The organism is Paenibacillus macquariensis (assembly GCF_900156375.1).
Classification (GTDB): domain Bacteria; phylum Bacillota; class Bacilli; order Paenibacillales; family Paenibacillaceae; genus Paenibacillus_AQ; species Paenibacillus_AQ macquariensis.
Genome location: NZ_FTNK01000007.1, coordinates 126265 through 147423 on the forward strand (window position 1 = coordinate 126265; position 21159 = coordinate 147423).

24 protein-coding genes and 1 pseudogene are annotated in these 21159 nt (G+C 39.0%); 3 read left to right on the top strand and 22 right to left on the bottom strand.

All coding sequences use genetic code 11. The annotated features are described in order from the left end of the window. Window positions 1–60 precede the first annotated feature (60 nt). From BW961_RS14535 to BW961_RS14545, 3 genes are all read right to left on the bottom strand, one after another. Window positions 61–243, bottom strand: coding sequence for a hypothetical protein (locus tag BW961_RS14535; RefSeq protein ID WP_068587771.1), 183 nt, complete (start codon window positions 241–243; stop codon window positions 61–63). Window positions 244–466: 223 nt separating this feature from the next. Next, window positions 467–1420: a DUF4062 domain-containing protein gene (locus BW961_RS14540; RefSeq protein ID WP_068587773.1), complete on the bottom strand. Its 954-nt coding sequence runs from the start codon at window positions 1418–1420 to the stop codon at window positions 467–469. A gap of 575 nt (window positions 1421–1995) precedes the next feature. Next, the gene (locus tag BW961_RS14545) at window positions 1996–2469 is read right to left on the bottom strand and encodes a hypothetical protein (RefSeq protein ID WP_068587776.1); all 474 of its coding nucleotides are present in this window, start codon (window positions 2467–2469) and stop codon (window positions 1996–1998) included. Between the two features lie 195 nt (window positions 2470–2664). On the opposite strand from BW961_RS14545, the gene BW961_RS14550 reads away from it, so the two are divergent. Further along, window positions 2665–2877 carry a helix-turn-helix domain-containing protein gene (locus BW961_RS14550; RefSeq protein ID WP_068587779.1) on the top strand — a complete coding sequence of 71 codons (213 nt, stop codon included), beginning with the start codon at window positions 2665–2667 and terminating at the stop codon, window positions 2875–2877. 82 nt (window positions 2878–2959) lie between these two features. Here BW961_RS14550 and BW961_RS14555 read toward each other — a convergent pair whose 3' ends face one another. The 4 genes from BW961_RS14555 to BW961_RS30555 form a co-directional block, all read right to left on the bottom strand. After that, entirely contained in the window at window positions 2960–3274 is a 315-nt protein-coding gene (locus BW961_RS14555; RefSeq protein WP_068587781.1) for a hypothetical protein, read from the bottom strand. A 124-nt stretch (window positions 3275–3398) separates the two neighbouring features. Beyond that, window positions 3399–3566, bottom strand: a complete 168-nt coding sequence (locus BW961_RS30545) for a hypothetical protein (RefSeq protein ID WP_156510155.1) — start codon at window positions 3564–3566, stop codon at window positions 3399–3401. A 33-nt stretch (window positions 3567–3599) separates the two neighbouring features. Further along, complete coding sequence (locus tag BW961_RS30550; protein WP_156510156.1) at window positions 3600–3746, bottom strand: hypothetical protein; 147 nt, start codon at window positions 3744–3746, stop codon at window positions 3600–3602. Between the two features lie 24 nt (window positions 3747–3770). Continuing rightward, window positions 3771–3938, bottom strand: coding sequence for a YggL 50S ribosome-binding family protein (locus BW961_RS30555; RefSeq protein WP_169810319.1), 168 nt, complete (start codon window positions 3936–3938; stop codon window positions 3771–3773). 222 nt (window positions 3939–4160) lie between these two features. On the opposite strand from BW961_RS30555, the gene BW961_RS14560 reads away from it, so the two are divergent. Next, entirely contained in the window at window positions 4161–5180 is a 1020-nt protein-coding gene (locus BW961_RS14560; RefSeq protein ID WP_068587784.1) for a hypothetical protein, read from the top strand. Window positions 5181–5363: 183 nt separating this feature from the next. Here BW961_RS14560 and BW961_RS14565 read toward each other — a convergent pair whose 3' ends face one another. The 12 genes and pseudogenes from BW961_RS14565 to BW961_RS31235 form a co-directional block, all read right to left on the bottom strand. Beyond that, the gene (locus tag BW961_RS14565; RefSeq protein ID WP_068587786.1) at window positions 5364–5825 is read right to left on the bottom strand and encodes a hypothetical protein; all 462 of its coding nucleotides are present in this window, start codon (window positions 5823–5825) and stop codon (window positions 5364–5366) included. A 39-nt stretch (window positions 5826–5864) separates the two neighbouring features. After that, a complete protein-coding gene (locus tag BW961_RS14570) occupies window positions 5865–6110 on the bottom strand; it encodes a hypothetical protein (protein ID WP_068587788.1) in 246 nt (81 codons plus the stop codon). A gap of 65 nt (window positions 6111–6175) precedes the next feature. Continuing rightward, window positions 6176–6421 (bottom strand): hypothetical protein, encoded by a 246-nt coding sequence (locus tag BW961_RS14575; protein WP_068587790.1) that lies wholly within the window; start codon window positions 6419–6421, stop codon window positions 6176–6178. A gap of 38 nt (window positions 6422–6459) precedes the next feature. Then, on the bottom strand, window positions 6460–6636 hold the full coding sequence (locus tag BW961_RS30560; protein WP_156510157.1) for a hypothetical protein: 177 nt from the start codon (window positions 6634–6636) through the stop codon (window positions 6460–6462). Window positions 6637–6678: 42 nt separating this feature from the next. Beyond that, a complete protein-coding gene (locus tag BW961_RS30565; RefSeq protein ID WP_156510158.1) occupies window positions 6679–6852 on the bottom strand; it encodes a hypothetical protein in 174 nt (57 codons plus the stop codon). A gap of 62 nt (window positions 6853–6914) precedes the next feature. Then, window positions 6915–7181: a hypothetical protein gene (locus BW961_RS14580; RefSeq protein ID WP_068587792.1), complete on the bottom strand. Its 267-nt coding sequence runs from the start codon at window positions 7179–7181 to the stop codon at window positions 6915–6917. Between the two features lie 196 nt (window positions 7182–7377). Continuing rightward, the gene (locus tag BW961_RS14585) at window positions 7378–7995 is read right to left on the bottom strand and encodes a hypothetical protein (RefSeq protein WP_068587795.1); all 618 of its coding nucleotides are present in this window, start codon (window positions 7993–7995) and stop codon (window positions 7378–7380) included. 246 nt (window positions 7996–8241) lie between these two features. After that, entirely contained in the window at window positions 8242–8994 is a 753-nt protein-coding gene (locus tag BW961_RS14590) for a BTB/POZ domain-containing protein (protein ID WP_068587797.1), read from the bottom strand. Window positions 8995–9483: 489 nt separating this feature from the next. Beyond that, window positions 9484–9687 (bottom strand): annotated as a pseudogene (locus BW961_RS14595) (RNA polymerase subunit sigma-70); the annotation flags it as partial. Between the two features lie 615 nt (window positions 9688–10302). Continuing rightward, entirely contained in the window at window positions 10303–11322 is a 1020-nt protein-coding gene (locus BW961_RS14600) for a Gfo/Idh/MocA family protein (protein ID WP_068587801.1), read from the bottom strand. 250 nt (window positions 11323–11572) lie between these two features. Next, entirely contained in the window at window positions 11573–11833 is a 261-nt protein-coding gene (locus tag BW961_RS14605; RefSeq protein WP_068587804.1) for an apurinic/apyrimidinic endonuclease family protein, read from the bottom strand. Between the two features lie 156 nt (window positions 11834–11989). Beyond that, on the bottom strand, window positions 11990–12307 hold the full coding sequence (locus BW961_RS31235) for a hypothetical protein (RefSeq protein WP_244555962.1): 318 nt from the start codon (window positions 12305–12307) through the stop codon (window positions 11990–11992). 1088 nt (window positions 12308–13395) lie between these two features. Here BW961_RS31235 and BW961_RS14615 point away from each other — a divergent pair. After that, window positions 13396–15153 (top strand): glycoside hydrolase family 35 protein, encoded by a 1758-nt coding sequence (locus BW961_RS14615; protein ID WP_068587806.1) that lies wholly within the window; start codon window positions 13396–13398, stop codon window positions 15151–15153. A gap of 53 nt (window positions 15154–15206) precedes the next feature. Here the strand turns inward: BW961_RS14615 and BW961_RS14620 are convergent, their stop codons facing one another. The 3 genes from BW961_RS14620 to BW961_RS14630 are packed head-to-tail and all read right to left on the bottom strand — an operon-like array spanning window position 15207 to window position 20938. Beyond that, the gene (locus BW961_RS14620) at window positions 15207–16931 is read right to left on the bottom strand and encodes a sensor histidine kinase (protein WP_068587808.1); all 1725 of its coding nucleotides are present in this window, start codon (window positions 16929–16931) and stop codon (window positions 15207–15209) included. Next, window positions 16928–18574, bottom strand: a complete 1647-nt coding sequence (locus tag BW961_RS14625) for a response regulator (protein WP_082867556.1) — start codon at window positions 18572–18574, stop codon at window positions 16928–16930. Before BW961_RS14625 ends, BW961_RS14620 begins: the two co-directional genes overlap by 4 nt. 24 nt (window positions 18575–18598) lie before the next feature. Continuing rightward, window positions 18599–20938: a family 43 glycosylhydrolase gene (locus BW961_RS14630; protein ID WP_068587809.1), complete on the bottom strand. Its 2340-nt coding sequence runs from the start codon at window positions 20936–20938 to the stop codon at window positions 18599–18601. Between the last annotated feature and the right edge of the window lie 221 nt (window positions 20939–21159).

Sequence of the window (21159 nt, forward strand, 5' to 3'; positions counted from 1 at the left end):
ACTATAGACGAAGGGATACGATGTCCAATCTATCATCTCAGGTGCTGAATACACTTGAGCTTATTCTTTACCTATGAGCCTGAACACTCCTGAGATGAGTGAATATAGAGCAGCCAATGATATGAGTATGACAGCCCATGAGTAGCCTTGTACAGTGTATATGAGTGGCAATAGGATAATGAATAGAGAGAGTCTTAAGACACCTTCACGCTTCGACACAATACGTTTAGATTGATTAGACATTAGGTACAACCTCCTTTAGTTTAACGTTGACTATAAGCTATGTAATAATGTATTGTGTAAGGGAAAGAAAGACGGTGTTAGTTTCCGTCCTATGTATCAATTAGGTTGATGAGCCTTGGATAGTGTTAGCGCTTTAGACTTTTACGAGAAGTCTTGGCGCTTTTCTTTTTGCGTTTCTTCTTCCTTGGTTTCTTGTTAGTATTCACATCAATTCTAATCCGAATTAAGAAGTTTGATTTGCCTTCTGTATATGATAATTCGCTAGAAATTTAAAACCTTCTTTAGATGTCTGAATTTGTTCATATTTAGCACCTGCTACTTTTACCTTTTCTAATAGTCCGTATGGTAGAAATTTAGGAGCAACCTCATAATACAGAGCTGTAAAACCTTCGCTATTGTTTGAACTGTTTGTTACTCCTACTGAGAAAAAATCAGCCCATTTAACAAAACATATTAGCAGACTCAATTCTTCTTCCGTTTCTGAAAGAGTTTCAGTCATTTGAATTTTTGTCTTACTCAATGTATTCTTCAATTCTTCATAATCCCAACCATTGATAAGATTATTCTGATTTTGTCGTTCCTTAAGTGTCTCATTTTCAGTCTTGAACTTCGCATTTTCTTTCAACAATTTTGCATTTTCCTTCAAAGTATCCTCTACATTACTAATTTGGTCTGCTTTTACCCATCCAACTAATTTATCATCTGATTCGAAATCTTTTAGTGACTCCATAACAACTATCTTTATATCCTTAAGATCCTCATAAGACCTAATTATATTCCCTAATACTTCTCTCTTAAAATCATTATACTTCTGATAATTTTCTCGTTCCATGTAATCAGGATTCACTTTTGCTTTCTCTATAAGCCTTGCTTCGTCAATCACTACAGCGAATCTACGCTTTCCTATTTCACCTGCATAATCATATTCCCAGTGAGTGTAACTCTTTCCTGTCGCTTCATCTATGCTTCCATATCTACCACCAAGAATAAGCATATACACATCTGATTCATCTATCCACCGCTTAATTGTTTCCTTTTGGCTTTGATCCCCAGACTTGAACAATTCCATCCCTGCTGGTATATGTCCAGAATTAAGAACGGCTGAAACAGCAGTCTGTCTTTCCTCGATCATATCCGTATATGTAGATGAAATGAAAACCTGTAGTTTCTTTTTCATATGTATTCCCCTTTTGTATAATATTATCTATTTATTATACAACTATTGACAGTATCCGACATACACAAAAATAATTCACGTTTTATCAACCGCACCAAATGAAGGGCTGGCTCTACATTTATACCATTCACCATCGTACAAACTAATCAGTAAAACTTATATCTTCCATTTACGCTATCTTATAGAGGTAGCGGGAAAATTCCTTTTGCCTAAATCTGACTAATCCTTTACCACTAACCCATCAACAAAAAAACGCCTTATCATAGGCGTAATTTGTCTATATCTATCCACACATACCCTGCTCTTTAGTCTTACGTCTCAATCTTCTGATAGCTGTAAGTTGTTTACGAATCTCTAAACGTCTATATGTAGTAGTATCCTTTAACCCTGCTTCAATAATTAACTGTCTCCAAGTGTCATCGATTTCTTCATTATCCAACAATGTCTCTCACCCTTCCTGTTCCACCTGTATAAGCATCCTTAAGCTAACCCAGTTGTCTCTCAACGTTTTAACAAATAGCTTACCGTTAATAAGTCTTCCTGTTTTGTACATATAACTCTCTCCTTTGCTATCACTATTCAAATAAATAATTACTATCAATAAGTACAATTTCACCATTTGCGTTTTTGATTTGAGCAGTAAATCCTTCTTTACCGTATTCAATCAGTATCAATTCAGATCCTATGTTCCAGAACAAATGATGCTCTACTGCTTCACTGAATACTTCTGGTGCTCCTTGATGACGATACATACCGTTGATCAGTTCCATTTCTCCATCATAATCTTCCTCGAAGACTTCCACCCATTCAAATCTACCTTGCGATGTATTTATGATTACTTCAGGATAGTGATGTCCTCCATCAGCTAAGTTATTGATATCAGTCCACGTTGCAGAACGGAATTCAAGTTGCGATTCAATAGCTTCTTTCTCAGAATGGAACAAATACTCTTCGTTTACTGTGCTACCACTGTCACATACTCTATCCGTGGGTACTGCTGCATAGTAAAGTGTTACTTCTGGTTTATGATTTATTATTGCTGTTGTCATATGTATCTCTCCTTTGATTTAAAATTTGGTATCATGAAATAGTAAACTGTGGAAATATGTATACATTCCTATTGAGTGGTGTTATACTCATCCAGTAATCATATACGTTTGTACGTATAATACCTTCAAATTCATATTAACCGTTTGTACGTATATTGTCAACGTCTATTTTTAATTCTCTTGGAGGTAATACTTATGAAAATAGTGATCAAATTAAAAGAAGCCATGAAGACACGTGGAGTCACTCAATTACAATTAGCTGAAATGGCAAGTGTGAGACAGGCTGCCATTTCAGAGTTATGTAGAAACGCAAGGGAAGAGGTTAATTTGAATATGTTAAATAGAATTGCAATAGCCTTAAACATCACAGACATCTCTGAACTAATGCAATTTGAAGAAACCGTCTAGTACCTTTTGTTTGATTAACCAATACAACACAAAAAAAGCCTTGAGACAATTACTCTCAGGGCTTTAAGTTTGTAGCACGCTATTATTCTCTTGTTTCAAATTGACTCAATTCGAAACTTCTAGCAAGAATATCATAAGGTATTTCCTTCCAAAAACTAGACTTGAGAGACTCGTGTATATCAAATAGACAATATAATTTTTCCTCGTCAATATTATACACAATCTCTTTCACACTTGGGTTCAATTCTCCGTTTTCAGTTTCCCACAACCACGTGCTACTTCCTTGCTTAAATTTCATTCCTATTGTTGGCACAAATGGCAACTCCATTTCCTTAACATATCCACCAATAATCCTCTCTTGCTTGTCTACTACTCTAACAACTAAATTTACTATCATATGCTCATCTCCAATAATTTTAATTTAACAAATAAGATCATGTATCATTATGTATCTAAATACCATATAGAGTTTATCTTCATAGTCCACATTCTGGGAAGGTACCTTAGTTTTTTTATAAATCTCACATTTCATTAATTCTAATAAGCCTAACAGTATGCTTTAAATACCATACTCCATCAACTTCAAGACCTCCATCCTTATCAATTCGTTCCCCTACAACGTACAATAATTTGTCATTGGTTTTCATTTTCAGTAGTGTTCCATCCATTAACTCAATAATTACTTTCATCGTATTCTATCTCCTTTTTATGACTGAATCGTTTTAATCAAAAAAAGCTTGATGAACTGCAATAAAATCTTCTTTATAATCACTAATATCTTCAGATTCCTTGCCGACTAATATAGGTTTGGTTATGATTGCATCTCCAACTTTTTTCTTAATTATTTTTATATCAACAATTTCTTCCACTCATTATCATCTCCTTGTGAAAGGCTAATTTGATTTAATGTCATTTCCTTCTTCATCAATTTGTTTGCTTCCTCCACCAAATTCCCATCCGTTAGCCTCTACAAACTCAATGAACTTATCAAGAAAATCATCATGATCAACGTCTCCATCAGCAGCAAAAATTGCTCCACTAATTTCGATACCCTTTTTCATACCATTCTCTCCCTCTCATAATAGACTCTTTCCATATTATGTTTCCAGAGGCGAATGCCTTTATCGGATTCATGCGGATAATTCTAAATAAGCGTCTTTCATTATTGGATTTCTTAATGATCCTGAAATACGCAACAATATACTTAATTTATGTTAGAATGTAAAATACAACATGGAAAAGTATACTAATTATAACAAAACAACTATCGGAGGCAATTTATTATGTTTAACAAAATTACTAAAAGTTTATTATCTGTTGTTATTACATTAGCTCTAATCATTAGTATTACTCCTCAATACGTAGCAGCTGATTCTACAAGTCAAGGTTCTTTCTTCTATCCTTCATTCACTGCTAGTCTAGGGTCTAAAATGGACAATAGTTGGGATGTAGAAGAGCAAGCAGCTAGATTCAATTATAAATCAGGAGCAACTTATACTGCTGTTTCAGATAACAGTAAGGTTGTAAAAGTTACTGGAGCTAAAGTAGGTAAAGATGAACTGTTCTCTAGAACTACTGGTAAAGTATTTATGACAGGTATGTCTACTGGTTCTGCTAATGTAACACTTAAAGAAACAATTAAAGATAAAACTAAATCTATAGGTACTTTAAAAGTTAAAGTTGTTAATGCTGATATTGGTGCATTCAGTAACTTAAAACATGAGTTTGGTATTGGAACTCAAAGTAGTGAACTTAAGTTTAATAATAGAAATACAGATGCAATTTACACTTTCACTTCTAATAAGACGGGCTTGGCTTTTAACGTAAAAGATAGTAAGGATAAAAATAGTCCTTCTATAATGATAACTGCTACAGAGTATGGCACTTATGTAGTTAGTGTATCTGAAACTTTTAATGGTAAAACTAAAAAGATAAAAGATATTACTTTCAATATCAAAGCTAGTGTAATTCCTGACTCCTTTACAGTAAAAGAAGCAGCTTTACATTCTAACGAACTTGTTAAGTATGCAGATGCTGATTACGAGTATGGTTTATATATTCCTGGTCAAGATGTTTTCAAAGTAGGATACCAGGTTACTAATCACAATCCAGATAGTAAGATTAGTAATACTGATTACACTATATTTGCTGCTACAAGTTTTGAGAAACAAAAGATTGGTTCTTTATTCGCTAATAAGTCTGGTACTGTAACTGCTGAACTTTATCGTGTTCTTAAAACAGCAGAAAATGATAGTGAAGCTGAATTTATTAAGAAAGTAACAGTAACATTTAAACTTAATTAATAATTAAATTAACAATATGGTATCTGCGACGTTAAATTATATACAAAGGTTGTTTTCGCAGATACCATATTATTCTTGTTACTAGACAGCAATCCTATTAGTTTGTCTTCCACTTACTAACCTTCTTTCGTGTACAGTTTGTGGCAATTGCTCTTTACTCTGTTTAAAATGGATCTTTCATCATTATGTAATCTTTCTCAATATGTCTTCTTGCTGGACTACTGATAGCTCATTATAAACTAAGGATAATAGCTCCCTTAAACTATCTATCTCTTTTTCACTAGCAATATTCATAAACATATTAGCATTAATTTCTCTCTGTTTTTCTTCATCGAATAATCCACCCAAGTTAAAATATTTTAACAAAGAATCTAGTACGGTTAACTGACTTCCCTTACCCATATTTCTAATACGAGCTAACTTTTCAAACTTAAGTTGTAACAAGTCTTCCAACGTTACAACTCCATTCGAAGAGTATGCAGTCCTACCAATAGCATTTATTGCACTTTTAGTTGTAGTCGTATGGTTTTCTACGAATATTTCATAAAATGGGATATCAGAATAATCACCTTCAATTTTCAATATTTCTTTAAAATTTTGTTCTGTAAGTGTTTCACTAAAAAACTCATAATTATAATAAACCATTGAGCATATCCTCCTTTTTTAAAGAAATTGACCTTTCATCTATATTTCTTCAACTTCAATATATAGTTCAGATTCATTTTCAAAGCCTCCTAATAGCTTATCTAACTGTGCTAAGGTTCCTTTGTGAGTTACTGGTTTGCTATCGTTTGGCACTATTGTTAATTCCACTTTCCCTCGTACAAATACCATATACCCACAACCATCTGTTAACTCAAATTTAACAGTCTTTTTCTGGATAAGATTCTGTTTTAATTCCCATCTTCCTTCTAAGTACTTTCTACTCATTATGTTAGCCCTCACTTATTAGTTTCTGATTGTTTATCTGAAGCAATATACATGAAATTCAGGTTTCACAAAAATTTATTGGCAATATCATCATAGTCATACTTACCTTTTGGCTTTTGACTATCTCCATTAATCTTATTCCATCCCAAAGTAAAGACTGTATTTTGATGACGCTCTACTGGATGCCCATAGTCAGTAGTATGCAAGGATAGCAGTGTCCATCCAAGATTTAGGTATTTGTTGACCATTTCGATATCAGTTTCTTGAAATACCTCAATTATATTTTTCAAGTTATTTTGATTAGCTTCCATCTTAGAAACCCTCCTCATATTTGAATCAAACAACTCATTTATCCGATCTTAATACATTTCACACCATAAACATCCCATCGAAAATTACCAATTACATCTCCATCTGGATATTCTTTCACTGTTCCGCTGTTACCATCATTCACAAGCACTTCAAATTGTTCTTCACAGTATTCAATGATGTCACCTTTTTGGAAATCGGCTCCGTAATTACTCAATAAATTCAACTCCCTTCGAAACTAGTATTTCATTATAGTATTTCACCCTTTATCTTCAATCAATCGAGCATTATACATAACTGCACCATTCCAGCTAACAATAATTTCGCCACATGTGCATACTTCACGATCTTTATCTCTCATAGTTAATTTGTGCTTAGTTACGTTCCATTTTAGACCGCATGAACAACTATGAATGTAGTTACTGTCACTCATCAATAATTCCTCCTCATAAAATCAATATTTTACCCAATTAATCGCCATTCATTTCAAAGATATTAATAATCCCTTACTGCTTCACCATCATCAACTGAAAATTTAGCTTCTCTTTTACAATCACCTTGTTCCATATAAACTAACCGAATTGAAGGGTTTGTATAGTCTACATAAGTTGACCACCCATCAGTATTTAATAGTTGCACAAGGTCATTTAAATCCATCGATTTATATCCACTAAAACCACTAAATCCAGCCCATTCTTTTAAAAGAACCTTCACTCTATGATCTAGTTTCTCCATAACTGCTTCTGCATGACTCTTTCTCATTCTTATCTTCCTCTCTCTACATAGAATTCATATATTACTCTACCCTTACTTCTTAAGCCTAGCTTTCAAAACTACAATTAAACCTCCGATGCAGATTCCAGTTATAGTCCAACCTACAATAAACAATACCGAACTCATGGTGCGTACCCCTCAGTTGTAAAATCAAACTTTGCGTAAAATCCGTGTTTGATTTGATCTATTCTTTCTTCAACCCTAATTCCTTTTCCTCACTAGATTCTATCCCTACTGTCATTCTAGCATTCGTTGCTGCCTCTGAACGTACCCCGCTTCCTTCCTTACCTTCATTAGCTCTAATTAGAATTCTCCCTTTGTTTGTTACTTCTGTTTCCGAATACATGTTTTCAAACTTTTCAGCTATCATTTTGCTTTCGTAAGCGATATACAGCACACCGTTATCTTCTTTGGATGCTATTTTTACTGAATCGGACGGTAAGAACTCATTGATTTCTTTTAATGCCCGTTCAATGGGTAAAAAATAATCACCAGAATATCCTGTCACTGATACCTCATTGACCATTTCATGATCAGTATTAATAGAAACATCAAAGACGTTATCACTTTCAAATGTATAGCTGTCTCTATAGTGTGAATCATACTTATCGTATTTACCTTCAAAATCTTCAAGTCTTCCTCCTAGCTTTGGAGGTATGACTTCTTTAGACTCATCTTGTGATGGAGTGGCTATAGAGTACTTTACTGGCTTTGATACTTCAGTTGTACTAGTTACACTATTGGAACATGCACTAGTTATCAGTGTAAGTAAAATCGTAGAGATTAAATAAGATGGCTTCATAATTGTAATTACCTTCCCCTATAATAAATATCAAAATGTATAGGATTATTTTACCACATTAACAGTATTTGAGTATGGTAGTGCGGCTTTTAGATTTGAAACAGCACAAAATAGCGATTATTCCAATGTAGGAAAAAAAGTCCATACTACAGCTATATAAAAAGCCTTGAGACAATTACTCTCAGGGCTTCAAGTTAAATCTAATATATTAAATATTTAAACGCTTCTAATGAAAGACTGGTTTTATCAGTAATAATCTGTAACAAAAATATTATTGTTAGTTGTTACTTCATAATCAGCTGGAAGAATATCTCCTTCAACACAAGAAATTGCAGTTCCTATAAATCTCCCGTTTTCACCTTTAGCCTCTCCGTAATAAGCCGCAGCAAGAATTTTTTTTACTAGTATTGGCTCGCCGGAGACAGTGTAATATACTTCATCGATAGCAACGTCCAAGTCAATAACAGCATAACAGGGGTTCTCCCTCTTATACATTTCCACGAATTTTGTTATCTGACTTTCAAACTTTTCAAGATTAGCCCTCTCATTCATAAAATCGGGAAGGTAGTATTCAATATCTGATAAGTAGTCGCACTCATCGATCCACTTAACTTGTTGGATTGATAAATTTAATTCAGGATTTTCTATGTGTTCGTATGCACCATTAACAATCTGATCTTTATAATTCTTAAGAGTATTTCCTACTAATATTCTGGATTTCATGGGCAAGTACTCTTCCCACATTTTAAAAAGTGATAAAGATCTTCTTTTGTAAATATTTGTTATTACTTTAACCTTTGAAATACCAAAAGGCATATCATCAAGAAAATCAAGAATTGTTGATTCAATTGTGTCAATATTTGATACTCCGCTTCTGAGTTCCATAGCGATTTTTTCTATCAATTCTTGTTCGGTGACAGCAATACTTTTATCCATGTCCTCTTCCACTAATTTTCGCATTCTTTTAATTATGTATATCTCTGGGGTTAAATATAACAAAAGACCGCCTCCGTTAATTATTAATAATACATAGTATAATGTATTTGTAATAATTCGGAAATGACAGTCTGCATTGAAATAAGCAGTTTATAAAGATTAGGTTTATTCTTTGAGTAACTACTACAAGCCGCCACAAATGGACGGCTCTGCAATCATAACGATTTTATCTGCATTTCGATTTCTTCTATATCTTACTCCATTAACATATAATTCTGTTGCAGGGAACTCTTCACCATCATAATACGCATCCTTGTTTTACCACATTGATAGTATGAGAGTAACAAGGTGTTGATTATCTTACTATTACGGTTTCTTTAACTTGACTGTTCGTCCATTGACGAAACTTGTCCTACACAAGAGTAACGTTTCGCTCCAACTCCAAAAGACTTCTTGGTTTGTTACACCCCTGTTTCATTACCTCAATTAAGAACTTAGATTCAAAATACATCATGGAATCCTCAATATTTCCACCTTGGTTAGCTTCCACAACCTCTTGACGATGTGCGCCACGAGTCGCAGGTTATGTTCAATAAGCATATTTCGCGCGTGGCCGTCTCCTTCGGCCATCAACTTTAAGTACTTGCTCTCATCTTTCTCGGATAGTGGCTGGGGAAATGCATTGTTCTTGACGTAAGATACTAGAAGCGTGAGTTCTTTGATAAATAAAGCAATCATACTGATCAGTCCAGACAAAGATGACACCTCCTACTGAATACAACAACCTACTGCGTTAACGGTCATTTTATTCTATGTGGGCATGTGCCTATCTGTGCATGTACGGGGTAAATATGTATCTTAGGAAAGTAAAAAGGGCCTATTTATTCTTGTTGAACTACGATTAGTCGACAACAAAGAAGTAATATTTAGTGCTATGGAGTAGGAAGGAGGATAGCTACCGTTCATCCCTACTCACCTTCCCTATTGTATTAGGTTATTTACAGTTGAGATAGATTTGAAAAAAAACGCAAGAAAACGAAGATAACAAAAAAAAGGTCAATCATGGTGATAACTGACCATAATCGACCTTTTTAATGTATCGTTATTGTGATCTTTAGGTTATAAAACTCAGATTTTACTGTGCGTACAATCGAACTGTGATGAATTCATTCGGCACTGGGTGGGAGTTAGACATCCTCCCAGCCTTTACCCCAACGCTGCAGCATTTCGTGGAGCGAGATTGCCCTGGTCTGTAGACCGTGATCGGTGTTGATTCGTACGGCATGTTTATATCCCTCTTTTTGTAAAAAGTTTAAACAGAACAGAGCCCATCATTGAGACATGGCAGTATCTGCTCGTGGGCCCTTTTCCTTATCTGCAGTTTATTGTCATCCCATCTAGAATGGCTTGGTCCGCCATAAGAGCAATCTCCATCGCGCGGTAAGCTTCGTCGATAAGGGGCCTGGATGAAAGATTGTTCTCGATCATGTCCAGGAAATAGTCCAACTGGGCGCCGGTCGGCTTCTCAGAGAAATCTATATTCATATGCCGAACGGTTCCCTTTCTGTAGTCCTCATATTCAACCATGTTCCCCAGATGCTGCACTTCCTGGGGTCGGTCGCATTTATAGATGATTCGGATCCGTCCCGCTGGACCAATAAACTCCTTCCGATTGTCGGAGGGCATACCACTGCCCCATCCCGTTTCGAAAGAGCCGACAGAACCGTCTGACAGTCGGAGAGTAATAAGCCCGTAATTGTACGTGTAAGGCGGAACATCCTCGTCCAGCCGCTGCCCAATGCCATTAACGCTTAGAACGTCCGCTCCGGTGGCCCAGCGCATCACATCGATATAATGAACCCCGCAGTCCACAATCGGTGATACATCTTTCAAGAGGGAAAGATGAGCCGCCCAATCCTTGGACTGCTTCAACTGGGTGAAACGCATGACCATCGGGGATCCGACAGCTCCGTCATGAATCATCTTCATGACCGCCTGGTAGGTGCTATTGTGTCGCAGGATGTGGCCAATCAGTACTTTCGGCTTGGACTCCCTAGCCATCTTCACGAACTCCAGCGTCTCCTTGGCGCTCTTGGCGATAGGCTTCTCGCATAAGACATGCTTGCCGGCGGCAATGCTTGCTTTGGCGATTTCCAGATGGGAGGACGGATATGTGGCGATTATAACGAAATCCACATCGCTTCGCTCAATGAGGATGCGATAATCGTTGCTCCAGCATTCAGCCCCGTATTTATGGGCAACTTGTGCAGCCTTCTCCTTATTCCAATCCACAACACCGACCAATCGGACCCGCTCATTGCGTACAATGGCGTCCAAATGGAGGGTTCCCATATAGCCGCAGCCGATCAATACCACTCCATACTTTTTCATAATGGATCATACCTTCCCTTGTTCACCCTCAAAGGGTTAACCTGATCTTATTCAAACGTAATCCAGGCGCCTTCCTGAGCTGCAGATTTGCTCTCTGCCTAACCACAGCAAGGGTCTCGATATTGACGCCTTCATAATCCTTATCATAGTCAATGACATCGCAACCAGGGATAAAGTCAACCCCTACAGCTCCCGGAATGACTAAAATCGCATCCGATCCGAGTGTAGCTGCCGTTTCCAGCTACTTCATTCAGATATCTATCGCTTTGTTACGTACCTCTTCAGAGTCGCTGGTCATCCAGTAGGCCCAGTACAGTCCGGTGGCCAGACCCAAGTCGGCTATATTCTGGCGCAGTGCCATAGTTTCCTGCTCTGTCGTTTCCAGCCCCAATTCTCCCGATTCGTTCAGGGAGAGTTCAATACCGTCGAAGCCCTCTTTTTTGGCCAGCTTCGCGCATTCCAGGATCGGCCTTCCTTCCGGGAACGACCAGATGTTAATGCCCTTCTTCATGTTCATGCCTCAACTTATTTGTGAAATTCTTGAATTTCAAGTATGACGACTCATCGTTGTGAAGAGTTGTTCTTACCTGTATTATAGTAAATACAATGATTGATTTATTTAGTTAATGAAGATACTTTTTGGATTATTCCGTTATTAATCATCCATTTACACAATCTCACCAGAAGAGTCACTATTATCGATTACAATTAAGTAATTAATAAGATCTAAATGAGAAAGTAAGTTCTGGATGGATGTCTTATGTCTCCTTATAATGTCTTCGGAAGCTATATGGTGCCCTCCATTTTGAACACGAACCGCTACCCGTTCGATGTTAAGACGATAATCACCAAGCCCAACATAAAACATAGTGACTTCAAAACCATTCTCCCTTGCATCTCTCATAAGGAGAATAACGTTGCCACCCGCTAAGGTTGTTTCAACGGAAAAATCACGTCTATTACGAATGCAATCCCTAGAGAGCATAATTGCTTCTTTTCCTGCTGATATCTTATGACGCTCAGGATGATCGGCATTAATTCCACGAGCTAACGCATCAGGTTTATGTTCACACTAACTACAAGTCGATCAGTGATTAAATTTCGAATGGTGCTTTTTCCACTACCGTTATTCCCAGCAAACACGTACATGACAGGAGACGCTTCATTCATGAGACAACTCTGATTCATCTATCGGAATAATTTCTCATTAGTATATTCTTTCACAATTCGGCCTGTAACGGTTTTATATACAATGTAGGTACCATATGCTTTAGCGTCCAGCTTTGCTCTATCACCTGTGAGTTTAATTAACTTGTGAACATCATGGATACGATTCCTGGTATCCCAACTTCCATCTTAATTTTTTTAATTATATCACATAATTATCCATTGATATGGGTACCATGTTTAACCCTTTTACACACTTGGACGAGTAATTTCTTATAGAAATCATCAAGTTCAATCGATTGGCCATTATTTAATCGGGATTGTTCCGCAGCAAACTCCATAAGTTGGCTGCGAACAATGCCGCTATCTCCGCCTCCCTACCCCGACGGCCCTTACCATCGATAACTCTTACGTTACCTCTCTATTGGCAAGTCTCTTTCTCTGCTCAAATGTTACTTCATTGCAGTAAAGACCAAGTGTAGTATCGACTTCGTTGATAGAATACAGAAATCGTTGATGATTAAAGTAGATATACATGTCGAGAAACTATAAAATATGTACATGAGGGAGGAATAGTAAAAATGCAATGTTCGAATCTCAGTAGAATCACACAGAATTTTAACAGTGACTAGAAGTTTATTCTTGAAGATGGATCAGGGGCTGAGCAGAAGCAAATTCCCTCCGATGGATGGGAAAGCGATTGTTTGTCGCATACGCCTAGAATCGAATCGCTTCAGATGAAGTGAATTATTGAAATAAGCGTTAATAATGATAATGTAGAATCGATTCTACTGAAAATGTCCGCAAAAAATAAGTCTAGTAGATAAATAATGTATGTAAACAAATATTTTTAAACGAAGAAATACATACATGATTTTACATAATAAATAAACGGAGGCTAATACTGTGTCTATATTTGCTGTGGAAGGTAATCAATTTGTTTTTGATGGCAAGCCAGTCAAACTTATTTCAGGTGCAATCCATTATTTTCGCGTCGTACCCGAATATTGGCGGGATCGTCTAATGAAACTGAAGGCTTGTGGCTTCAATACGGTAGAAACCTATGTACCGTGGAACTTGCACGAGCCAAACGAAGGACAGTTCAACTTTGAAGGCATCGCCGACATCGTCAAATTTATCGAGACAGCAGGCGAATTGGGACTGTATGTTATCGTTCGCCCAAGTCCGTATATTTGCGCAGAGTGGGAATTCGGCGGATTGCCGGCTTGGCTGTTGGCTGATCCCGGAATGCAGTTGCGCTGTTTCCACCAACCGTTCATCAATAAAATTGACGCCTATTACGACGTCTTGTTGCCGAAGTTTGTTCCGCTGCTCTGTACCAATGGCGGGCCGATCATTGCTATGCAAATCGAGAACGAGTACGGCAGTTATGGCAATGACACGCAATATCTAGAATATTTAAAAGAGGGTAAGATCAGGCGCGGCATCGACGTATTGTTGTTCACCTCCGATGGACCAGGAGACTTCATGCTGCAAGGGGGTATGGTACCAGGAGTGCTCGAGACTGTCAACTTTGGTTCTCGGCCGAAGGAAGCCTTCGCTGAGCTGCGCGTGTATCAACCGGAAGGCCCGATTATGTGCATGGAGTATTGGAATGGCTGGTTCGACCATTGGTCTGAGCAGCACCATACACGTGATGCTGCCGACGTGGCGAAAGTATTCGACGAAATGCTGGCGATGGACGCTTCAGTCAACTTCTACATGTTCCATGGAGGAACGAACTTTGGTTTCTGGAGCGGCGCAAACGACGACGGCACTAAGTATATGCCGACGATCACAAGCTACGACTACGATGTGGCGATCAACGAATCAGGCGATTTGACAGACAAGTTCTATGCCGTACGCGATGTTGTGGCCAAATACGTCGACCTGGGACCGCTGGAGCTACCTGAACCGATCAAGAAAAAAGCTTACGGCCAAGTGAACATGTCGCAGCATGCCTCGTTGTTCGAATCACTCGATAAGCTGTCGACGCCGGTGCAAAGAACTTGCCCGGACCCTATGGAGTTGCTCGGGCAAAATTACGGATTTATCCTGTATACCACGCGGATATCCGGACCGCGCCCAGAGACGAAGCTGAACCTGCAAGATGTGCACGATCGAGCACAGATCTTTGTCGACGGTGAGTTTAAAGGAGTTGTCGAGCGTTGGAACAAAGACGCGGAGCCAATTACTTTCAGTATCCCGCCAGAAGGCGCAACCTTGAGCGTGCTCGTCGAAAATATGGGGCGAACCAACTATGGCCCATACTTGCGAGATGTTAAAGGAATTACGGAGGGGATCCGCTTCGGGGCGCAATTCCTATACCATTGGACAATTCACACGCTACCCCTTGAAGATTTGACGATGTTGGAATATACATCTAGGGCAGTGGAATGCGATGGCAAGCCGACATTCTACAAAGGGACGTTCCAAGTGGATGAGGAGGCAGATACGTTCCTCGAGCTGAAAGGCTGGAACAAAGGCGTCGCGTACATTAACGGATTCAACCTTGGCCGATATTGGGAAACAGTAGGGCCGCAGAAAACGTTGTACATCCCGGGACCTCTTCTTCGTAAAGGAGAGAATGAACTCGTACTGTTCGAGCTGCATAGTCCCAAAGAGCCAGTCGTTACACTTCGCGACAGCGCTATTCTAGGGTAACATATAAAAGGATGGGGGGCTGGTGTGATCAGCTCTCCATCCTTTTCACTGATTTAACTTTGAACAACCAACTCCCGGTATAAAGGTATGACGATTCTAACCGTCGTCCCTACACCCAGCTCGCTCTCGATCGTGATGCCGAACGATTCTCCGAATTGCAGCTTGATCCGCTCATTCACATTTCGGATTCCATAACCAATACTCTGATCTTTAGATCCCAATATTTTACTGACCGTCTCCTCGCTCATTCCTACTCCGTTATCGATGACTTTCATGACGATGGTTCCTTCTTCCTGATAGGCGATGATCCGGATATGAAGGGGCTCTTCGGACATGGCATGCTCCAAGGCATTTTCAACGAACGGCTGCAAAATCAGCTTCACTGTATCGTATTCCAAGACAGAGAATTGAATGTCATAGCTGACATCCAGCCTGTCGACATGCTTTATCTTTTGAATGCCAATGTACGAACGGGCCTGTTGGATTTCCTCACGAATCGGGATGATCGATCTCCCTTGATTCAGGGTTAGACGATAGAACGTGGCCAGCTCTGTGACCATTTGGTGGAGCTTCTCCGTTTCGCCTAAACGCGCGAGCCTGCTAATCGAAGATAATGTATTGTACAAAAAATGTGGTTTAATTTGAGCCTGTAGCGCATCAAGCTCGGCTTCTTTCTTCTGCAAGTTGCTGATGTAGACCTCCTGAATGAGGTCTTCTATATTCTCCGCCATTTCATTGCATGCAATGGCAATTTGCGCAAACTCATCCGAGCCGGAATATTGGACTCGCTTCGCAAAATTCCCTTCCTGAAAGGCTCGGAGTGAGCGAACAATCCTGTGGATTTGCTTCGAAAACGTATTAGATACAATCGCGCCGATCGCCACGAGTACCAAAATACTTGCTAAACAGATAAGTAGTGTAACATTCTTTACTTTCTGCGCAGTATGTTCCAACTCCTGAAGCGGAACAAGCGCCATAATACGCCATGTTGTTCCGTCGATGGGCTCATGAATTTGCATATAAGCTCCCGTCTCCGCTTTCCAAGCCTGCGGGAGCGGATTGCTCTTGTTCTCGTAGACCGTTCCATTCTGTTCGTTGATCACAGCGAAATAACCGGGGATGCCGTCTCCGCTCTCACTGTAATTCAAGTTCCCGAATAAATCATCCATTTTGACGGTAATCCGCATGGTACCAATCGGCTTAATGGTCTGGAAATCCATCATCTTTCTAAGCCAAGTAACATTACCGAACTTCGAATCCGTACCAACCTGCATCCATAAAGAATCCACAGCCATGGTATCAAACCTTTTCATCCAATCCAGTTGCTTCATTCGATGATAATGAATCAGATTATACCGTTTCCCATCCAAAAGCGGGTCCTCGCCGGTCTCTGTATCATAAATTTCCGGTAAGGTTTCATTATGTAAAAACAAATCAATTACGACATTGTTCGAGGACAAGTTTAATGCCGATTCCAGCTTTGGAATGATCTTTTGCGTAACGGTCTGATAGCTTTCCAAAGGCACATAGCGTTTATTTAATACCCTCTGCAGCGATTGATCCAGATAAAGCTGATTATCGACCTGCTCTACCGTTTTCATTCTTCTCTCAATATTATCGTTAGCCTGCTTTAACGTGCTTTTCACATTTTGAACCGTCTGTTCTTTTACATATTGTACAGAAGTATTATAAGCGTAATAACCGATCGTAATAACTGGTACGATTACCAGCACCATATAAGAAGCCATTAATTTAAATCTGAAAGAGAACCGTTTCATGGTTGACCACGGCCTTGCTTACGATAATCGACCGGCGGAAGACCGAAACTCTGCTTAAAATGTCTGCTGAACATTGTCAGATTCTGATAACCTACCAGGTGGGCGGCTTCAAATATTTTTAACTTCGGGTCCTGAAGTAACTCCCGCGCTTTCTCCATCCGTTTCTTCGTGACAAAATCACTGAATTGTTCATCGGTTACCTCTTTGAACAAATAACCCAAATAGTTGGGTGAAAATCCGAACAGTTTGGCTACATTCCTGAGCTGCAGTGACACCACCAGATTCGCTTCAACGTATCTTTCAATTTCATCAATCAGCTTCCGGTTCGGATTTTTCTTCTTGTTATGCAGATGCTCAGAAACCTCATACAATTGCTTTCGAAGCCACGACTTGATGTCGTCAATCGTCTCAAAGTCGTACAGTATGTTCAAATTTTTCAGTTCGATGCTTAATAGGTCATATAGACTGACGTTCAGTGATTGCAGGAAAAAATCAGTTTTGGAAACCACATACAACGCAAAATTATAAACAGATAACTTGTCCTTAAGACTTTGCACCAATTCGAAAAGCTGTTCCAAGCTGTCATGAATGTGCACAAGGTCATAGTTCGCGGTAGCCGCAAACATCTTGTCCATGATTTGCTCCAGGTTAAGCGATGTTTGAACGATCTCGCCCGCCGTTTGCTCCTGCGTGATGACCCGACATTTACCGATGAACATTTTCGTTGCAAGCGCCTCTCGGGCTTGTAGGTAGGACTCAGGTGCGTCTTGAAGGGAGGCGACCTCTGAGCCCAGTCCAACCGTAATGGTCAAATTGGAATGATTACGGACATGTTCAACCAAAGACTGCATCGCTTCCGTAGCATTGAGTCTTGGTGAGTTGATGACGATGACAACCTTGTCATCACCTGTTTTGCAATAAATGCCCAGTTGCCGGTCTTGAAGAAAATCACTGATCAATCGAAATCCATGATCGATGGCGAATCTACGCTGATCATCTGAAAACGCCTTCAATTTCCATGAAATGTCATCCATTTCGATAATAGCAACGCAGCATGGTCCGCTATGCCAATAGATTCCGCTTCCCTCATAAAGTCTGTAGAGGGTGCTATAATCGATCGTCCGCCGAAGCCACTGATACATCATTTCATTCTGTAACAGCGGAATCGATGAGTCCAATTGCTCTTCCTTCTTCATTTGTTCTCGTTCGTACTTCAGTTGCTCTCTGACAAGCTGTAGCGTGTTCAGCAGCTCATGATCATCCACAGGTTTTAGAATGTAAGAACTGGCATTCATCGCAATCGCTCTTTTGGCATATTGGAAATCCTGATGACCGCTAATAAAAATGATTTTCAAATGGGGAAGCAAGCTTCTTGCCTGCTCTGCCAGCTCCAATCCAGACATAATCGGCATTTGGATATCAGTGATCAGAATATCCACTTGCTGTTCCCGCAACAGGTTCAAGGCGGCTCCTCCCCCGTGTACAGCACCAACGATCGCCATGTCAAGCTGATCCCAAGGGGTAAAACGCTGCAATACTTCCAAATCCAACTTTTCATCATCAACTAGCAATACGTTATATATGGCAATCAGTCCTTCTCTAGATGTATCGTATACAATAAAAGTATACCATTCGACAAACATGAATTTATATGTTCATTTTTCATTTTATTCGGATGATCCTGCCACTACTTCTGGACATGCAGCTTTAACTTCATTACTCCATTCACTATAACCAGCAAAGTGTTTGGCCCTTACCTTTACAGTATGGCTAGAGCACTTTGTGAGACCTGTTTGTGAGAAATCACTAGTAGCATTACTTATAACTCTGCCATCAAACAAAATGTCATATTGCAGTGCTCCTGGTGAATCATCCCATTTAATATTTAGAGTTGATTCATTAACACCCACAGCAGTCAAATTTTCTGGAATGGGAGGTATTTGAGGAAATTCTCCTGAACCAAACATAAACCAATTAAGTTTACACATATTTTGACTTGCACCATGAAACACAAGATATACCTTTTGCTTCCCAGTAACATTTTTTGTAAGGTCACTCTTAACATTTACATACGTATTTATATCATTTGTATTTGGAATATGAAGTGTACTTATTAAATCCCCATCAATGCGATCAAGTCTTACCTCAAGCGTACCTCCAGTTAATGAACTTGCTACTCGTGCATTAAACCATGCTACATCACCAGCACCAAAATCTACTTGATCATATTGCAACCAATCTCCGTCTTTTAGATTAGATATACTAAGATCATATTCACTGTTTGCATCATCACTAGTCCATTCTGTTTTTGAGTTTATTTGCAGTTCCTTATCTGAAACAAACTTTTGATCGTCATAGCGCTCAGCATCAATTTTTTTATTTATATCAAAAAGGTTTCCCTGATTTTCTGTCGTTGTTAGTTCAAAGGAATCTACATCCACATATCCACCAAGCTCTATTGTTGCATAGTTGAAAATACCAAACCTCATTCCTACATAGGTTCCATAATGCATATCGTATCTTCCGCCAAGTCTTGTAAAGTTGATGCCGTCTATACTATAGGAAAACTCCATACGATATTCATGTCTTGGGGTCTCAGCCCTTAACCATACGTCTTTAATATTTTCAGATAAATTCACGGATACATGTTCAGTCGTATCATCATGAATAACGATTGATTTATTACCATCATCATTTTTTATCCCAATGAAGGTAAAGTTTTTTTGCATTAAGCATAGACCTGCCATATCACCTTCGGCCATATGAGTAATATTCAACTTAACCGTCCCCGTACAATCTGGACCAACGACCCTCTGTGTAAGCGTATTTCTTGCATAGGTTAAGTTATCTGTTACACTAGAAGTTTTAAGTCTCATAGACCCTGGTCTTTCTTCAAGACTCCATTTCCTGTTATCGGGATTGTGATTCCATTGCCACTGTAAACCTAACTTATTCGTGCTAAAGTCATCCGAAGCTTGCGGCGCCTTTGGTTCAACATGCTCTACATGGGGTATATTAGGCTTTCTATGTGTAACAACAGCTTTTTCACCATCTACCTGCCCCATGTATGGCCAACCATTCTTCCATGTCACTGGCTGCAGTGTAGGCACTCTTCCAAGTTTAGAACGATCTTGGAATATGATTGCCCACCATTCTGAAGTACCATCTTCCTGAGGAACATCAACAATTCCCCCTTGATGAATGCCATTACCCCAGAAATTCATAAAGCTTGTCATAATATCTTCAACTTCATAAGGTCCATTTGCTAAATCCTTTGTTCGAATGGCAATCTCTTTTTTGGAACCATGCTTCCACATCGGCGTCGTTAGAATATAGTAGAAGTCATTTATTTTATATACATGTGCGCCCTCATTATATCCATTGTATCGATGACCGGGAAATGGATAAGCATAAATTTTCTTACCATTTCTTTTGGCACCAGGTTCTCTCATCGAAATGATAGATAATTGGCCTGTTTCTTCATCTACGATCTCTAACTCACTCAGATAGAGTTCTCCTTGTCCATGCACGACAACTATTTTCCCATCATCATCAAAGAATAATCCTGGATCATAAAGTTCGTCTTCCAGTTTATACATTGTCCAAGGACCCTTTGCACTATCTGCAATACTTACATATGCAGCATCATGATTGATATTAAAAATAAGGTAAAATTTACCTTTATGATATCTTAAACTTGTTGCCCATGGACCTTCATCATATACATCACCATTTATAAGGTCGTAGTTATCACCTTCCATTCTATCAACAGCATAACTTTCATATTCCCAATTCACTAAGTCCTTTGAACTCATAATTGGACACCCTGGGAATAAATGCATACTCGTTGAAGACATATAGTAGGTATCGCCAACTCTTATAATATCATTATCCGGATAGTCACCCCACATAATAGGATTTGTATAGGTACCATTTCCATTGTCAGCAATCCATCCATTTGTAGATGTACATGTAGGAGTTGTAATATCTATATCGTTTCTTATCATCGTTCTTAGTACCTCCAATTCTTTTCAAGGTTTTGTATTGTACGGAAAATATGTAATTGCTCTCTGGAAGTATCATCTTTGCCATCCATAGCAAACGCTCCTATATATTGATACTTTGCGGAGACGCCATCTTTCCCATCCGTCAAAATGTCTATTGCCGCGCGGCAAAGCCTCTTTCGAGCTGTTCATGGCATTTTCGTTTGCTATGGTTCGCAAAGCGC

Coding starts and splice junctions, on each gene's coding strand:
- BW961_RS14535 (WP_068587771.1), bottom strand. CDS start 243: ATGTCTAATCAATCTAAACGTATTGTGTCGAAGCGTGAAGGTGTCTTA.
- BW961_RS14540 (WP_068587773.1), bottom strand. CDS start 1,420: ATGAAAAAGAAACTACAGGTTTTCATTTCATCTACATATACGGATATG.
- BW961_RS14545 (WP_068587776.1), bottom strand. CDS start 2,469: ATGACAACAGCAATAATAAATCATAAACCAGAAGTAACACTTTACTAT.
- BW961_RS14550 (WP_068587779.1), top strand. CDS start 2,665: ATGAAAATAGTGATCAAATTAAAAGAAGCCATGAAGACACGTGGAGTC.
- BW961_RS14555 (WP_068587781.1), bottom strand. CDS start 3,274: ATGATAGTAAATTTAGTTGTTAGAGTAGTAGACAAGCAAGAGAGGATT.
- BW961_RS30545 (WP_156510155.1), bottom strand. CDS start 3,566: ATGAAAGTAATTATTGAGTTAATGGATGGAACACTACTGAAAATGAAA.
- BW961_RS30555 (WP_169810319.1), bottom strand. CDS start 3,938: ATGAAAAAGGGTATCGAAATTAGTGGAGCAATTTTTGCTGCTGATGGA.
- BW961_RS14560 (WP_068587784.1), top strand. CDS start 4,161: ATGTTTAACAAAATTACTAAAAGTTTATTATCTGTTGTTATTACATTA.
- BW961_RS14565 (WP_068587786.1), bottom strand. CDS start 5,825: ATGGTTTATTATAATTATGAGTTTTTTAGTGAAACACTTACAGAACAA.
- BW961_RS14570 (WP_068587788.1), bottom strand. CDS start 6,110: ATGAGTAGAAAGTACTTAGAAGGAAGATGGGAATTAAAACAGAATCTT.
- BW961_RS14575 (WP_068587790.1), bottom strand. CDS start 6,421: ATGGAAGCTAATCAAAATAACTTGAAAAATATAATTGAGGTATTTCAA.
- BW961_RS30565 (WP_156510158.1), bottom strand. CDS start 6,852: ATGAGTGACAGTAACTACATTCATAGTTGTTCATGCGGTCTAAAATGG.
- BW961_RS14580 (WP_068587792.1), bottom strand. CDS start 7,181: ATGAGAAAGAGTCATGCAGAAGCAGTTATGGAGAAACTAGATCATAGA.
- BW961_RS14585 (WP_068587795.1), bottom strand. CDS start 7,995: ATGAAGCCATCTTATTTAATCTCTACGATTTTACTTACACTGATAACT.
- BW961_RS14600 (WP_068587801.1), bottom strand. CDS start 11,322: ATGAAAAAGTATGGAGTGGTATTGATCGGCTGCGGCTATATGGGAACC.
- BW961_RS14605 (WP_068587804.1), bottom strand. CDS start 11,833: ATGAAGAAGGGCATTAACATCTGGTCGTTCCCGGAAGGAAGGCCGATC.
- BW961_RS31235 (WP_244555962.1), bottom strand. CDS start 12,307: ATGCTCTCTAGGGATTGCATTCGTAATAGACGTGATTTTTCCGTTGAA.
- BW961_RS14620 (WP_068587808.1), bottom strand. CDS start 16,931: ATGAAACGGTTCTCTTTCAGATTTAAATTAATGGCTTCTTATATGGTG.
- BW961_RS14625 (WP_082867556.1), bottom strand. CDS start 18,574: ATGTTTGTCGAATGGTATACTTTTATTGTATACGATACATCTAGAGAA.
- BW961_RS14630 (WP_068587809.1), bottom strand. CDS start 20,938: ATGATAAGAAACGATATAGATATTACAACTCCTACATGTACATCTACA.